Origin of the sequence: Streptomyces clavifer, assembly GCF_036345975.1 — a bacterium.
Lineage (GTDB): Bacteria > Actinomycetota > Actinomycetes > Streptomycetales > Streptomycetaceae > Streptomyces > Streptomyces clavifer.
Map to the genome: position 1 here is coordinate 2,020,908 of NZ_CP107793.1, position 12,376 is coordinate 2,033,283.

At 69.3% G+C, this 12,376-nt stretch carries 12 protein-coding genes and 1 riboswitch; of the genes, 3 read left to right on the forward strand and 9 right to left on the reverse strand.

All coding sequences use genetic code 11. The features are described from left to right. Window positions 1-280: 280 nt before the first annotated feature. Window positions 281-1,642 (reverse strand): NYN domain-containing protein, encoded by a 1,362-nt coding sequence (locus OG927_RS08640; protein WP_056785894.1) that lies wholly within the window; start codon window positions 1,640-1,642, stop codon window positions 281-283. Between the two features lie 37 nt (window positions 1,643-1,679). Continuing rightward, window positions 1,680-1,922, reverse strand: coding sequence for a hypothetical protein (locus OG927_RS08645; protein ID WP_056784268.1), 243 nt, complete (start codon window positions 1,920-1,922; stop codon window positions 1,680-1,682). 169 nt (window positions 1,923-2,091) lie between these two features. Here OG927_RS08645 and OG927_RS08650 point away from each other — a divergent pair, with 169 nt between their 5' ends. Together OG927_RS08650 and OG927_RS08655 are read left to right on the forward strand one after the other, a co-directional pair. After that, window positions 2,092-2,844 (forward strand): rhomboid family intramembrane serine protease, encoded by a 753-nt coding sequence (locus OG927_RS08650; protein ID WP_056784271.1) that lies wholly within the window; start codon window positions 2,092-2,094, stop codon window positions 2,842-2,844. Further along, window positions 2,841-3,122 (forward strand): Lrp/AsnC family transcriptional regulator, encoded by a 282-nt coding sequence (locus OG927_RS08655; RefSeq protein WP_007451244.1) that lies wholly within the window; start codon window positions 2,841-2,843, stop codon window positions 3,120-3,122. The genes OG927_RS08650 and OG927_RS08655 overlap by 4 nt, the downstream gene beginning before the upstream one ends. A gap of 71 nt (window positions 3,123-3,193) precedes the next feature. Here OG927_RS08655 and OG927_RS08660 read toward each other — a convergent pair whose 3' ends face one another. The 6 genes from OG927_RS08660 to ctaE all read right to left on the reverse strand — a co-directional run bounded on the left by OG927_RS08660 (window position 3,194) and on the right by ctaE (window position 10,351). Beyond that, the gene (locus OG927_RS08660; protein ID WP_056784273.1) at window positions 3,194-4,570 is read right to left on the reverse strand and encodes an aminotransferase class V-fold PLP-dependent enzyme; all 1,377 of its coding nucleotides are present in this window, start codon (window positions 4,568-4,570) and stop codon (window positions 3,194-3,196) included. Window positions 4,571-4,743: 173 nt separating this feature from the next. Continuing rightward, window positions 4,744-4,861: riboswitch (SAM riboswitch) on the reverse strand. A gap of 144 nt (window positions 4,862-5,005) precedes the next feature. Further along, window positions 5,006-6,070 (reverse strand): anthranilate phosphoribosyltransferase, encoded by a 1,065-nt coding sequence (gene trpD / locus OG927_RS08665; RefSeq protein WP_330319934.1) that lies wholly within the window; start codon window positions 6,068-6,070, stop codon window positions 5,006-5,008. Between the two features lie 124 nt (window positions 6,071-6,194). Continuing rightward, window positions 6,195-7,820, reverse strand: a complete 1,626-nt coding sequence (gene qcrB / locus OG927_RS08670) for a cytochrome bc1 complex cytochrome b subunit (protein ID WP_056784277.1) — start codon at window positions 7,818-7,820, stop codon at window positions 6,195-6,197. Next, window positions 7,817-8,869 (reverse strand): cytochrome bc1 complex Rieske iron-sulfur subunit, encoded by a 1,053-nt coding sequence (gene qcrA / locus OG927_RS08675; RefSeq protein WP_056784280.1) that lies wholly within the window; start codon window positions 8,867-8,869, stop codon window positions 7,817-7,819. Before qcrA ends, qcrB begins: the two co-directional genes overlap by 4 nt. After that, window positions 8,866-9,675 (reverse strand): cytochrome bc1 complex diheme cytochrome c subunit, encoded by an 810-nt coding sequence (qcrC, locus tag OG927_RS08680; protein WP_056784283.1) that lies wholly within the window; start codon window positions 9,673-9,675, stop codon window positions 8,866-8,868. The genes qcrA and qcrC overlap by 4 nt, the downstream gene beginning before the upstream one ends. A gap of 55 nt (window positions 9,676-9,730) precedes the next feature. Beyond that, complete coding sequence (gene ctaE, locus OG927_RS08685; RefSeq protein ID WP_056784286.1) at window positions 9,731-10,351, reverse strand: aa3-type cytochrome oxidase subunit III; 621 nt, start codon at window positions 10,349-10,351, stop codon at window positions 9,731-9,733. Between the two features lie 187 nt (window positions 10,352-10,538). Here ctaE and OG927_RS08690 point away from each other — a divergent pair, with 187 nt between their 5' ends. Continuing rightward, window positions 10,539-10,940: a DNA-binding transcriptional response regulator gene (locus tag OG927_RS08690; RefSeq protein ID WP_056784288.1), complete on the forward strand. Its 402-nt coding sequence runs from the start codon at window positions 10,539-10,541 to the stop codon at window positions 10,938-10,940. A gap of 57 nt (window positions 10,941-10,997) precedes the next feature. On the opposite strand, the gene OG927_RS08695 is transcribed toward OG927_RS08690, so the two are convergent. Then, on the reverse strand, window positions 10,998-12,251 hold the full coding sequence (locus tag OG927_RS08695; protein ID WP_056784291.1) for a L,D-transpeptidase: 1,254 nt from the start codon (window positions 12,249-12,251) through the stop codon (window positions 10,998-11,000). Window positions 12,252-12,376: the final 125 nt, after the last annotated feature.

The following is a 12,376-nucleotide window of genomic DNA, read 5'->3' on the forward strand; positions in this document are numbered from 1 at the left end:
TCCTCGAGCCGCCTACCGGGCTGCGGGGGGATATGCATGAATCCCCGGCTCCGTGCACGTCACGGACTCGGCGGTTCCTTCACTGTCGCCCCGGGTGGGCGATCAACCGTGCGAAGGTTCGAGGCCTGACCCTAGTGACCATCCTGTGATCAGTTCAAATCCTCACAAGAAAAATCTCGTCACACCAGGCACTTCTTTACTTTCATCACACTGGGTGTAGCGACTAGTTGACGGTACGTTCCATGAATTCCGACATGCCACCCATGCCGCACATCAGGCACTAGACGCGTGAAAGCCGCTTCAGGAGCAAGGCGGACGCGACCGGCCTGGCTCCCGCCTTCGCGACCCCGTCCGCCACTTCACGGTCGGTGGAGACCACCACGACGGGTCTGCCCGCCGGTTCGGCACGGGCCAGTTGCCTGATCAGCTCGTCGGCGGTCACACCGGCCCTGCTGAACAGCACGCGCACTCCCCGCGGCGGCGCGAGCAGCACCGGGGCGGCCAGTTCGGCGCCGTCGAAGACGCAGGTCATCTCGGCGCCGGTCTGGGCGGCGAGGACCGACAGCCCGCCGAGGAGCCGCAACCGCTGCTTCTCCAGCGGCATCTGCGGATAACCGGTCTTCGTGACGTTGTAGCCGTCGACGATGAGATGCGCCTGCGGCAGGGCGAGCAGCTGGTCGAGCAGCGCCGGATCGGTCTCCGAAAGGGCTCTGGCCGCAATGTCCTTCGGTGACATCCGGCCGGGCTCCACCGCGTCGACACTGTCCGCCGGGCGGATCGACGAGGGCGGCAGGGCCAGTTCACGACGGAGCCCCTGCGCTGCGTCGAGGACGGTGTCCAGGAGCAGCCGCAGCCGCATGTCCTCGACCGAGCGCCCCTCCCTGGCCGCCCTGCGGCCCGCCTCGACGGCGGTCTCCGCCTCGGCCAGGCGCGCCTTGAGCCGCCGGGACTCGCTCTCGGCCGCCGAGACCTGGGCGGCGGCCTCCGCGCGCACCACGTCCGTCTCGGCACCGCTCCTGCGCAGGGCCGCCTCGCCGCGCTTCACCTCGCTGAGGGCGCTGCGCAGCTTGCGCTGCAGGGACTCGGCCTCCTTGCGGGACGCGTCCAGCTCGGCACGGAGCCGTTCGGTCTCGGCCCTGATCTGGCCGCGCGCGGCGGCCAGTTCCTCGCGGAGCCGCTCCAGCTCGTGCCGGGTCTCCTCGTCGGCCCGCTCGGCGTCGGCCCGCTGGACCTCCTCGCCCGCGGCGGCCACCAGCTTGACCCAGCCGGCCGGACGCAGCACGTAGGCGGCGGCGGCGACATCGACGGGGTCGGCCGCGGCGGGAGGCGCACCGGACTCCAGCGCGCCGGCCAGCTCCGGCTGGGTCTGACCGATCCGCTCACCGATGCGCCTGCGGAAAACCGGGTCGCTCTCCAGCGCGGCAGCCATCGCGTTGCCCGCGAACTTGGCCCGCCGGCTCGGGGTGAACCTGGCGTACTGTCTCAGCTGCGCGGGGAGTTCACCGACGGTCAGTCCGCCGAAGGCGTCCGAGACGAGCGCCACGACCTTGCGGCGCACGCCCTCGGGCAGCGGACGGTCGAGCGACTCCGCGGCACCGCCGGCCACGTCGGCCGGTCCGGTGCCGCCTGTCGGCTGCTCCACCATCCATCACCCCAATGTGTCTGTCCGCGCGGCCCCGTCAGGAGTCGGCACCCGGCCTGTCGACCAGCTCGATCTGGTCCACCGCGTTGCACCAACGACAACGGACCGACTCGATGGTCTCACTGACCACCTCGCGCTCTTCGACACTCGACTCCCCGGCCAGGTCGAGATGGACGTACTCCACGACCTTGGACGAGCGCGTCACATCGAACCGGGTGAGATTGCCGCAGAGCGTGCAGCGCCAGCGGGTCCCGTCCGTCGGCAGGGGAACCGTCGTCATCGTTGCGTCCTCTTTCGTCGTTCGTCGAGTCTCGTGGTGCCCAGGTCTTCGATCTCGCGGTGCGCCGTCGAACTGCGGATGTCCTGCGGTAACCCTACGGCCTCGTGCATACCCATGAACACGGCGAGGCGATTCGTCCCGTTCCCTTCGGGTACGTCATGCTCTGCAGGTGATCGATTGGCGGGGAGTCGACTGGCGGGCGCGGGCCAGGGAACTGGGAGCGGCGACCGCACCGGGCGGCGCACCGGTCACCTACGGGCTCATCGCGCTGTGCTGCGTCGTCTTCCTGCTCAGCCCGCTCTCCGGTCTCGCCCCCGTCCGCGGCTCCGCCGACGCCCTGCTCGCCGCGCAGGCCGGGTACTTCGAGCGGTGGGGCGTGATCCCCGGTGAACTCCTGGACGGCTCCGCCCATGCGGCGCTCACGCCGCTGACCGCGCTCTTCGTGCACGGCAGCTGGCTGCACCTGCTCGGCAACATGCTCTTCCTGTACGTGTTCGGCGCGATGGCCGAGGAGCGCATGGGCCATGCCGAGTTCGCGTTCTTCTACGTCTGCTGCGGCTACTTCGCCCTGGTGGTCTACGCGGTCGCGCACTCCGAGTCCGACCAGACCCTGGTGGGCGCGTCGGGGGCGATCTCCGCGGTGCTCGGCGCGTTCCTCCGCCTCTTCCCCCGCACCCGGGTCACCAGCCTCTTCCCCTTCCTCTTCTTCCTGCCGCTGCGCTTCCCCGCCTGGATCGTGCTCGTGTTCTGGTTCGTCCTGCAGTGGCTCGCGGCCCGGGGCGCGGGCAGCGGGCCGGGCGTGGCCTACCTCGCCCATGTGGCGGGCTTCGCCACCGGGTTCCTCTACGCCCGGGTGCGCTTCCGGGGTGGGGTTAGGGTGAAGGCTCCAGCCACGGCCACCGAGGGAGAAAGCAAGCCGTGATCACCGCGATCGTGCTCATCAAAACCAGCGTGGACCGGATTCCCGAGATCGCCGAGGCCATCGCCGCGCTGGACAGCGTCAGCGAGGTCTTCTCGGTCACCGGCACGTACGACCTGATCGCCATGGTCCGGGTGGCCAAGCACGACGATCTGGCCGACGTCATCCCCGGCCGGATCAGCAAGATCCCGGGCGTCGAGGGCACCGACACCCACGTCGCCTTCCGTACGTACTCGCAGCACGACCTCGAGGCGGCCTTCGCCATCGGTCTCGACGCGTAGCACGGCGTACGGCTTCGGCCGGGGACGGGGAGCGCTGCTCCAGTCCCCGGCCGAAGCCGTACGCGGGCCCGTCAGACCTGTGCCGCACCCCGGTCCGGGACGCAGCGCCCGTCCTCCGTGCGGTAGGACCACCGCGCACCGGTGCGCACCAGTTCCCGGACCGCGCCGAGGAACCGCTCGATGTGCTCGTCCGGCGTACCGGCCCCGAAGCTCACCCGGATGGCGTTGAGCGACCGCTCCCCCGGCTCCGCCTCCGGCGCGCCGCACTCGCCCGGCTCCTGCGGCTCGCTGCCCAGCAGCGTCCGGACGAGGGGGTGGGCGCAGAACAGTCCGTCGCGCACCCCGATGCCGTACTCCGCGGAGAGCGCCGCGGCGAAGTGCGAGCTGTTCCAGCCCTCGACGACGAACGAGATGACGCCGACCCGCGGGGCGTCGTCGCCGAACAGGGAGAGCACCCGCACCTCGGGCACCCCCGCCAGCCCTTCGCGGACCCGGGTGACGAGCTGCTGCTCGCGCGCGACCAGCCGGTCGAACCCGGCCTCGGTCAGGGCCCTGCAGGCGGCGGCGATGGAGTAGACGCCGATGACGTTGGGCGATCCCGCCTCGTGCCGGGCGGGCGTGGTGTGCCACTCCACGTCCACGCCGCCGTCGGCGCGCCGGGCGACCTTGCGGGAGGCACCGCCCCCGGCGAGGTACGGCTCCGCGTCCCGCAGCCAGTCGGCCCGGCCCGCGAGGACGCCCGAGCCGAACGGCGCGTACAGCTTGTGGCCGGAGAAGGCGACCCAGTCGACGTCCAGATCCGCGATGTCCACCGGGTGGTGGGGCGCCAGCTGCGCCGCGTCGAGCACGATCCGCGCACCATGGGCGTGGGCCGCGGAGGTCAGCTCCTTGACCGGCCACAGCTCACCGGTCACGTTGGAAGCGCCGGTCACGCAGACGAGCGCCGGCCCGTGGGGGTCGCGGCCGGCCAGCGCACGCTCCAGCGTGGCGACGGCCTCCGCCGGGGTGCGCGGGGCGTCGAGGTACGTCACCCGGGCGTCGCGCCAGGGCAGCAGCGAGGCGTGGTGCTCGGTCTCGAACACGAAGACCTGGCAGTCGGCGGGCAGCGCGGACGCCAGCAGGTTGAGGGAGTCCGTCGTCGAACGGGTGAAGACCACCTGGTCCTCGGGCCGGCAGCCGAGGAAGTCCGCGACCGTCGTGCGGCTGCTCTCGAAGAGGTCGGTGGAGAGCTGCGAGAGGTACCCTGCGCCGCGGTGCACGCTGCCGTAGTACGGGGCGTAGGCGGCCACGTCGTCCCACACCCGCTGGAGGGCCGGGGCGCTCGCCGCGTAGTCGAGGGCGGCATAGGTGACATCGCCGCCGGTCACCAGCGGAACGGTGACATCTGCTCCCAGAACAGGCAGCGGGGCACAAATGGACTGGTCGAGGGCAGCGGTGGAGACAGACATGGCGAACTCCCGTAACAGGCAGGCGAAATCCTCGCGCCGGCGGTACGCGGCAGCACGGGGAAAGGAGAAGAAGGGTGTGCGGAGAAGGGCGAAGAGCCCTATCGCATTCGCTTGCTCACAAGAGGCTCCCTAGGGACCAGGACCCCGGGGGTTGGCATGCACAGATGCCGAGGGGCCCGCGCTTGCCGCAAGCCTCGCTGCCTGCGGCCTGGTCTTCACCCGGGGCACCCCGCCACGGACGGAGGGTTGCCGGACAGCGGGCCGGGGCCGTAGTCGCTGTCACTCATGACCTGCGCAGCATCTTGCCACACCTGCCCGTACGCGCAAGAGCGCAGTCCGCGATCCGGACTGCGCTCTGCTTCGCTTCGCACGCCTCGGGGTCCTTCTGCCCGGATCCGAACGGATCGCGGCACCGGCCCGGCCCCGGCGAAGGGCCTACGCGTTGCTGGCGGCCACCCATCGCTCCAGTGCGCGCTTGGCCGCACCCGAGTCGACCGACTCCGCGGCCCGCGCGATCCCGGCGGCGATCCGCTCGTTCAGCGTGCCCTCGCCCGGGTCGAGGGCGACCAGCGCGGCCGCCGAGTTGAGCAGGACCGCGTCGCGCACCGGACCGGTCTCCCCGTCCAGCAGCCGGCGGGCGACATCCGCGTTGTACGAGGCGTCGGCGCCGCGCAGCGCCTCGACCGGCACCAGCTCCAGGCCGACGTCGCGCGGGTCGAACGACTCCTCGCGCACGCCGCCGTCCCGGACGATCCAGACCCGGGAGGTCGCGGTGGTGGTCAGCTCGTCGAGACCGTCGTCGCCGCGGAAGACGAGTGCCGAGTTCCCCCGGTCGGCGAGCACGCCCGCGACGATGGGCGCCATCCTCAGGTCGGCGACCCCGACGGCCTGGGAACGCACCCGGGCCGGGTTGGTGAGCGGACCGAGGATGTTGAAGGTGGTCTGCGTGCCGAGCTCCTTGCGGGCCCTGGCCGCGTGCCGCAGGGCCGGGTGGAACTTCACGGCGAAGCAGAAGGTGATGCCGGCCTCCTCCGCGACCTCGACCACGCGCTCCGGCGCCAGTTCGAGGCTGACGCCGAGCTTCTCCAGGACGTCGGAGGCACCGCTCGCCGAGGAGGACGCGCGGTTTCCGTGTTTGACGACCTTGGCGCCGGTCCCCGCGATCACGATCGCCGACATGGTGGAGATGTTGACCGTCTTGGCCAGGTCGCCGCCGGTACCCACGATGTCGACGGTGCGGCCAGGCACGTGGATGGTCCGGGCGTGCGCGTACATGGCGTTCACGAGGCCCGTGACCTCGTCGACCGTCTCCCCCTTGGCCCGCAGCGCGACCGCGAACCCCGCGATCTGCACGTCGGTCGCCTCGCCGCTCATGATGCGGTCCATGGCCCACGCGGTGTCCTCGGCGGTCAGGTTCTCGCCGCGCAGGAGCGGGGTCAGCACGCCGGGCCAGGAACGGGCCGCCACGCCTTCGCCGCCGTCCTGGGTCGCCACGTTCATGGTCCGCTCCTGGGGTCCACAGCCGGTAAGGGAACGGTCCCCACCCTATCCAGCCCCGGGGGACAGCGAAGAGCCCCGTCCATCGAATGGACGGGGCTCCTGCTGTGGCGGTCAGCTGAGGTGATCAGTGGTGGCCGTGGCCGCTGGTGATCTCCTTGTACTCCTCGGCGGTGGGCTTGGCGATCTGGTTGTCCTCGCCGTAGTAGCCGCGGCTGAGCCTGGCCCGCAGCTTCTGCACTGCGGAGGGCTTGCGCTCGACACCGTTCTCGTCGACCGTCGGGCCGATCTCGAACGGCTTGTACTGCTCGTGCGCCGTGAGCGTGTGGAGCTGCCCCTGGCTGAGCGGCTCGTGGATCTCGACGAACTCACCGTGCGGCAGGCGCTTGATGGTGCCGGACTCGCGCCCGTGCAGCACCTTCTCCTTGTCGCGGCGCTGGAGGCCGAGGCAGATCCGCCGGGTCACGATGAACGCCACGACCGGGCCGACGAAGAAGGCGATCCGTACGAACCAGCTGATCGCGTTGAGCGAGAGGTGGAAGTGGGTCGCCCAGATGTCGTTGCCGCCGCCGATCAGCATGACGAAGTAGATCGTCACCCAGGCGACACCCAGTCCGGTGCGGGTCGGAGCGTTGCGCGGGCGGTCCAGGATGTGGTGCTCGCGCTTGTCCCCGGTGATCCACGACTCGATGAACGGGTACAGCGCGAGAGCCGCGAGCACGACACCGAAGAGAACCAGCGGGATGAGCACGCCCAGGGCCAGCGTGTGACCCCAGAGGTTGATCTCCCAGCCCGGCATGACACGGACGAAGCCTTCCGCGAAGCCCATGTACCAGTCCGGCTGGGCGCCCGTGGACACCTGGTCGGGACGGTAGGGGCCGAGCGCCCAGATCGGGTTGATCGTGGCGATGGCGGAGAGGATCGCGATGAAACCGAAGACCAGGAAGAAGAACCCTCCCGCCTTCGCCATGTAGACCGGCAGCAGCGGCATGCCGACGACGTTCTTGTTGGTCCGGCCCGGACCCGCGAACTGCGTGTGCTTGTGGAAGAACACCAGGATCAGGTGCGCGACCACGAGCCCGAGCATGATGCCCGGCAGCAGCAGGATGTGGATCGAGTAGAACCTCGAGATGATCTCGGTCCCGGGGAACTCCCCGCCGAACAGGAACATCGAGATGTACGTACCGACGATCGGCATCGCCAGGATCGCGCCCTGCGTGAAGCGCACACCCGTACCGGAGAGCAGGTCGTCCGGGAGCGAGTAGCCGGTGAAGCCGGTGAACATGCCGAGCACGAACAGCAGGAAGCCGAAGAGCCAGTTGATCTCACGCGGCTTGCGGTACGCGCCCGTGAAGAACACCCGGAACATGTGCACGAACATGCCCGCGAGGAAGATGATCGCGGCCCAGTGGTGGATCTGCCGGACCAGCAGACCACCGCGGACGTCGAAGCTGATGTCCAGCGTCGACGCGTACGCCGCGGACATGCGGATGCCCTGCATCGGCTCGTACGAGCCGTGGTAGACGACCTCGTTCATGCTCGGGTTGAAGAACAGCGTCAGGTACACACCCGTGAGGATGATGATGATGAAGCTGTAGAGGCAGATCTCACCCAGCATGAAGGACCAGTGGTCCGGGAAGATCTTGCGCATGTTGGCCTTGGCCAGGCCGTAGATGCCCAGCCGGCCGTCCGCCCAGTCGGCCACCCGCTCACCGGCGGGCGCCTTGCGCTTGGTTTCCGTCGCAGTACTCATCCGCGCTCCCAGAAGGCAGGACCGACGGGCTCTTCGAAGTCACCGAGCGCCTCGAGGTTGCCCTCGCTGTTCACACCGATCCGCAGCTGCGGAAGGGCGTGACCGGCCGGACCGAAGATGACGCGGGCGCCGTCGGAGAGGTCGAAGGTGGACTGGTGGCACGGGCAGAGCACGTGATGCGTCTGCTGCTCGTACAGGCTGATCGGGCAGCCGACGTGGGTGCAGATCTTGGAGAAGGCCACGATTCCCTCGTGGGCCCACTCGCGCTCGCGCTTGTCCTTGATGTTGTCCGGCTCGATGCGGATGATCATCAGCGCGGCCTTGGCGATCTGCGTCTGGAAGTCGTGCGCGTCCTCCTCCAGGCCCTCGGGCATGGCGAAGGTCAGCGAACCGACGACGATGTCCTCGGGACGCAGCGGCTCCATGGTGTTCATGTTGACGAGCTGCTTGCCCTTGGCCCACAGGGTGCTGCGGAGCTTCTTCTCCGGCAGCGGACCGAGGTCGCGGAGCAGCACCACACCGGAGAGCGGCACCAGGGCCAGCGCACCGAACATGGTGTTGCGGATCAGCTTGCGCCGTCCGATCGCGGACTCCTTGGCACCGGCCGCGAAGTCGGCCATGACCTTGGCCTTGACCTCCGGCTCCGCCTCGATGGCGTGCCGGTCGTCGGCGACCTCGACGTCGGACATCAGGGTGCGCGCCCAGTGGACGGCGCCCGTGCCGATGAGGAAGAGCGCCAGGCCCAGGGTCATCCCGAGGGAGAAGTTGAGCGCGCTCACGTGGCCGAGCGGCCAGATGTAGACGATCTTGTCCACCGGGAAGATGACGTACGAGGCGATGAAGCCGATCGTCGCCAGCATCGACAGCGTGAACATGAAGGCGACGGCCCGCTCGGAGCGCCTCGCGGCCCGCTCGTCGATGTCCTGGATGCGCGGCCTGTGGGCCGGCAGTCCGGGGTCGGCGAACGGGTCGGCCGCAGCCTCCACCGCGCCGTGCGCGGCGTCCTGCTCTACCGGCAGGTTCGTTTCTGGAATCTGTTGGCTACTCATGACTTCTTGGCCTTAGCGGTGTGGGCCGCGACCCATACGGCGATGGCGATCAGACCGCCCAGGCCGAAGATCCAGCCGAAGAGACCTTCACTGACAGGGCCGAGGCCACCGAGCGAGAGCCCGCCGGGGGACGCGGACTCATCACCGTTGACGGTCTTGATGTACGCGATGATGTCTTTCTTCTCCTGCTCCGGCATGGTGCTGTCCGGGAAGGAGGGCATGCTCTGCGGGCCCGTCTGCATGGCCTCGTAGATGTGCTTCGGGCTCACGCCTTCGAGGTCCGGGGCGTACTTGCCGTTGGTCAGCGCGCCGCCCTTGCCGGTGAAGTTGTGGCACTGGGCGCAGTTGGTGCGGAACAGGTCGCCGCCCTTGGCCACGTCCGCGCCCGCGGGGTCGACCTGGCTGCCGGTCGGCGTGATCGGACCGGCGCCCAGCGACGCGACGTACGCCGCGAGCTGGTCGATCTCGGCCTGGGTGTAGATGACCGGCTTCTTCGGTACCTGGGCACCCGGCTGCTGGGCCGGCATACGTCCGGTACCGACCTGGAAGTCGACGGCGGCGGAGCCGACGCCCACGAGGGACGGCCCGTCGGTGGTGCCCTGACCGCCGGATCCGTGGCAGCTGGCGCAGCCTACGGAGTAGAGCTTCTTACCCTCGTCGATCGCGAGGGACTGGGCGGTTTCGTCGGCCTGCGCCTTGCCCGCAGGCGCGAACGCGGCGTACAGCCCCCCGGTAGCCGCCAGCGCGAGGAGTAGTACGACGACCGCCGCCAGCGGATGGCGTCGTCGTGCGGAGAGCTTTTTCACGGATTACCCCGGTGTCAGGATCTTCTGCGTCGATGGTGGGTGGGTGCGAGCCCGGTTACTTGATCATGTAGATCGTGGCGAACAGGCCGATCCAGACGACATCGACGAAGTGCCAGTAATAGGACACGACGATGGCCGCGGTGGCCTGCTCGTGGGTGAACCTCGAGGCCGCGTACGTTCTGCCCAGAACGAGCAGGAAGGCGATGAGACCGCCTGTCACGTGCAGACCGTGGAAGCCGGTCGTCAGGTAGAACACCGAGCCGTACGGGTCCGAGGACAGGGAGAGACCCGCGTCCTTGACCAGCTCGGTGTACTCGAGGACCTGGCCTCCGATGAAGATCGAACCCATCACGAACGTGATGATGAACCAGGTGCGGAGCTTCTTCACATCGCCCCGCTCCGCGGCGAAGACGCCGAGCTGGCAGGTGAGAGAGGAAAGCACCAGGATCGTGGTGTTCGTCGCCGAGAACGGGAAGTTCAGATGGTCGGCCATCTCCTTCCAGTGGTCGGGTCCCATCACCGATCGCAGGGTGAAGTACATCGCGAAGAGGGCCGCGAAGAACATCAGCTCGGAACTCAACCAGATGATGGTTCCGACGCTGGTGAGGTTCGGTCGATTGACCGACGGGTGCGCGTGCCCGGTTTCTACTGTCGTTGCTGTCGCCACGACCGACATTATGTCGGTCGCTTATCCCGCCCTCACTCCCGGGGGTGCTGTTCGGTGTGTCAGCGCAGTGTGTCCTCACCGAACGGCCCATCGAAACGCTGTCATTACCGGTGCTGACAGGCTGTCCGCCGGAGTACGATCCGCCCATCGGTTCATGCCCCGAGAGCCCCGAAGACACAGATGTCACGGAGGAACAATGCAGCCGACCGCCACGGTCCTGGTCTACAGCGACGACGCCAACACCCGTGAGCAGGTGAAGCTGGCCGCGGGCCGCAGGCCCGCGGCGGACGTGCCCCGGGTGGAGTTCCTGGAGTGCGCCACCCTGCCCGCGGTCCTGAGCGCCCTCGACCGGGGCGGTGTGGACGTCTGCGTACTGGACGGCGAGACGGCGCCCGCGGGCGGTATGGGCGTCTGCCGGCAGATCAAGGACGAGATCTTCGACTGCCCGCCCGTCCTGCTGCTCATCGGGCGCCCGCAGGACGCCTGGCTGGCCACCTGGAGCCGCGCGGACGCGGCGGTGACCCATCCGGTCGACCCGGTCGACTTCGCGGACGCCCTGGCCTCCCTCCTGCGCCACCGGCTGTCCATCCGGGCCTGACGGGCCCCGCCGGCCCGCGCGGGGACGTTCCGCGGCGTGGCGCACTCCCCGGCCGGATCAGACCTGGGGGCGCAGCCGCGCCGCCTGGACGTCGGTGCCCGCGTCGGGCGTGCCGCTGCGCAGCGCGCTGCCCTTCTGCCAGCTGTCCCAGGCCAGGTTCCAGTCGCCGAAGCCGTTGTCGAACGGCGTCATCGTCTCGCCCTCGCTGCCGATGACCTTGACGATGTCGCCCTCGCGCACGGTGTCGAAGAACCATTCGGCGTCGGCGGTGCTCATGCCGGTGCAGCCGTGGCTGACGTTGGCGTTGCCCTGTGAGCCCGTCGACCAGGGGGCCGCGTGGACGTACTCGCCGCTCCAGGTGACCCGGGTCGCGTAGTAGACCGGCAGGTCGTACGACTCGGACGAGCCGGCGGCGATGCCGATGCTCTCCCCGCGCATGCGTACGTAGTACTCCTTGCCCAGCACGACCTTGACGCCGTTGCGGGTGGAGAAGCCGGGCTTGCCCGTGGTGACCGGGATGGTGTTGATCACTTCTCCGTTGCGCAGGACCGTCATGGAGTGTTCCGAGGCATCGGTGATGGCTTCGATGCGGTCGCCGGTGGCAAGCTTCAGCGGCTTCGCGGCGGCTCCGTAGAGGGCGTTGGAGACCTTGATGCCCTTGAGGTTGCTGCGGACGTCGATGGTGGCGTCGGCGGGCCAGTACTCCTTGGGCCGGTAGTGGAGGGTCTTGTCGTCGACCCAGTACCAGGAGCCCGTGACGGCCGGGGTGGCCCGGACCTGCAGCCCGCGTTCCACGGTGGCCCTGGCCGCCCGGCCGGTGACCGGAGCGCTGAGTTCCGCCGTGATGGGCTGCCCGACGCCGTAGGTGCCCGCCTGCGGGCCGAAGGAGACCTTCAGGAACTTCTTCGCGGAGGTCGTACCGAAGGCGTATGTACGGCTGCCCGGGGCGCCGTCGCCGTCTTCCGTGGAGACCTTGACGGTGTAGCGGGTACCGGCGGCGAGCGAGGCGGTGGAGTGCCAGCGCTTCCCGTCGGCCCCGAGTTCGCCCGCCAGGTGGCGGCCCTCCGTGTCGACGGCCGTCACGTCGGTGATGCGGGCGTCGTCGTCCTTGACGGTGACTTCGAGGGGCTTGTCGGGGTCGGCCTTCTCGTCCTTGGCCGGACCGTTGAAGGTGACCAGGTCGGCCGCGTCGTGCGGCCTCAGGGACAGTGGATGGCCATCGGGCTCGCCACAGGCGGTCGCACCTGCAACCAGGGTCACGACCAGCAGGGTGCAGCTCACCAGGGTGCGGATGCGCGGCGTGTGGTTCATGAACCCACGCTAAGAAGATTCATCCGATCCAGCGCGTTCAGTGACTGCAAACGGGGGCCCGCCCCGCTCGTTGCTGAGCGGGACGGGCCCCCGTGAGGGTGCGGCCGTCCGTGTCCGGGGACGCG

Excerpts from the sequence above, each read along its gene's own strand:
- OG927_RS08690 (WP_056784288.1), top strand. The coding sequence starts at position 10,539 with ATGCAGCCGACCGCCACGGTCCTGGTCTACAGCGACGACGCCAACACC.
- OG927_RS08645 (WP_056784268.1), bottom strand. The coding sequence starts at position 1,922 with ATGACGACGGTTCCCCTGCCGACGGACGGGACCCGCTGGCGCTGCACG.
- ctaE (WP_056784286.1), bottom strand. The coding sequence starts at position 10,351 with ATGTCGGTCGTGGCGACAGCAACGACAGTAGAAACCGGGCACGCGCAC.
- trpD (WP_330319934.1), bottom strand. The coding sequence starts at position 6,070 with ATGAACGTGGCGACCCAGGACGGCGGCGAAGGCGTGGCGGCCCGTTCC.
- qcrB (WP_056784277.1), bottom strand. The coding sequence starts at position 7,820 with ATGAGTACTGCGACGGAAACCAAGCGCAAGGCGCCCGCCGGTGAGCGG.
- OG927_RS08660 (WP_056784273.1), bottom strand. The coding sequence starts at position 4,570 with ATGTCTGTCTCCACCGCTGCCCTCGACCAGTCCATTTGTGCCCCGCTG.
- OG927_RS08695 (WP_056784291.1), bottom strand. The coding sequence starts at position 12,251 with ATGAACCACACGCCGCGCATCCGCACCCTGGTGAGCTGCACCCTGCTG.
- qcrA (WP_056784280.1), bottom strand. The coding sequence starts at position 8,869 with ATGAGTAGCCAACAGATTCCAGAAACGAACCTGCCGGTAGAGCAGGAC.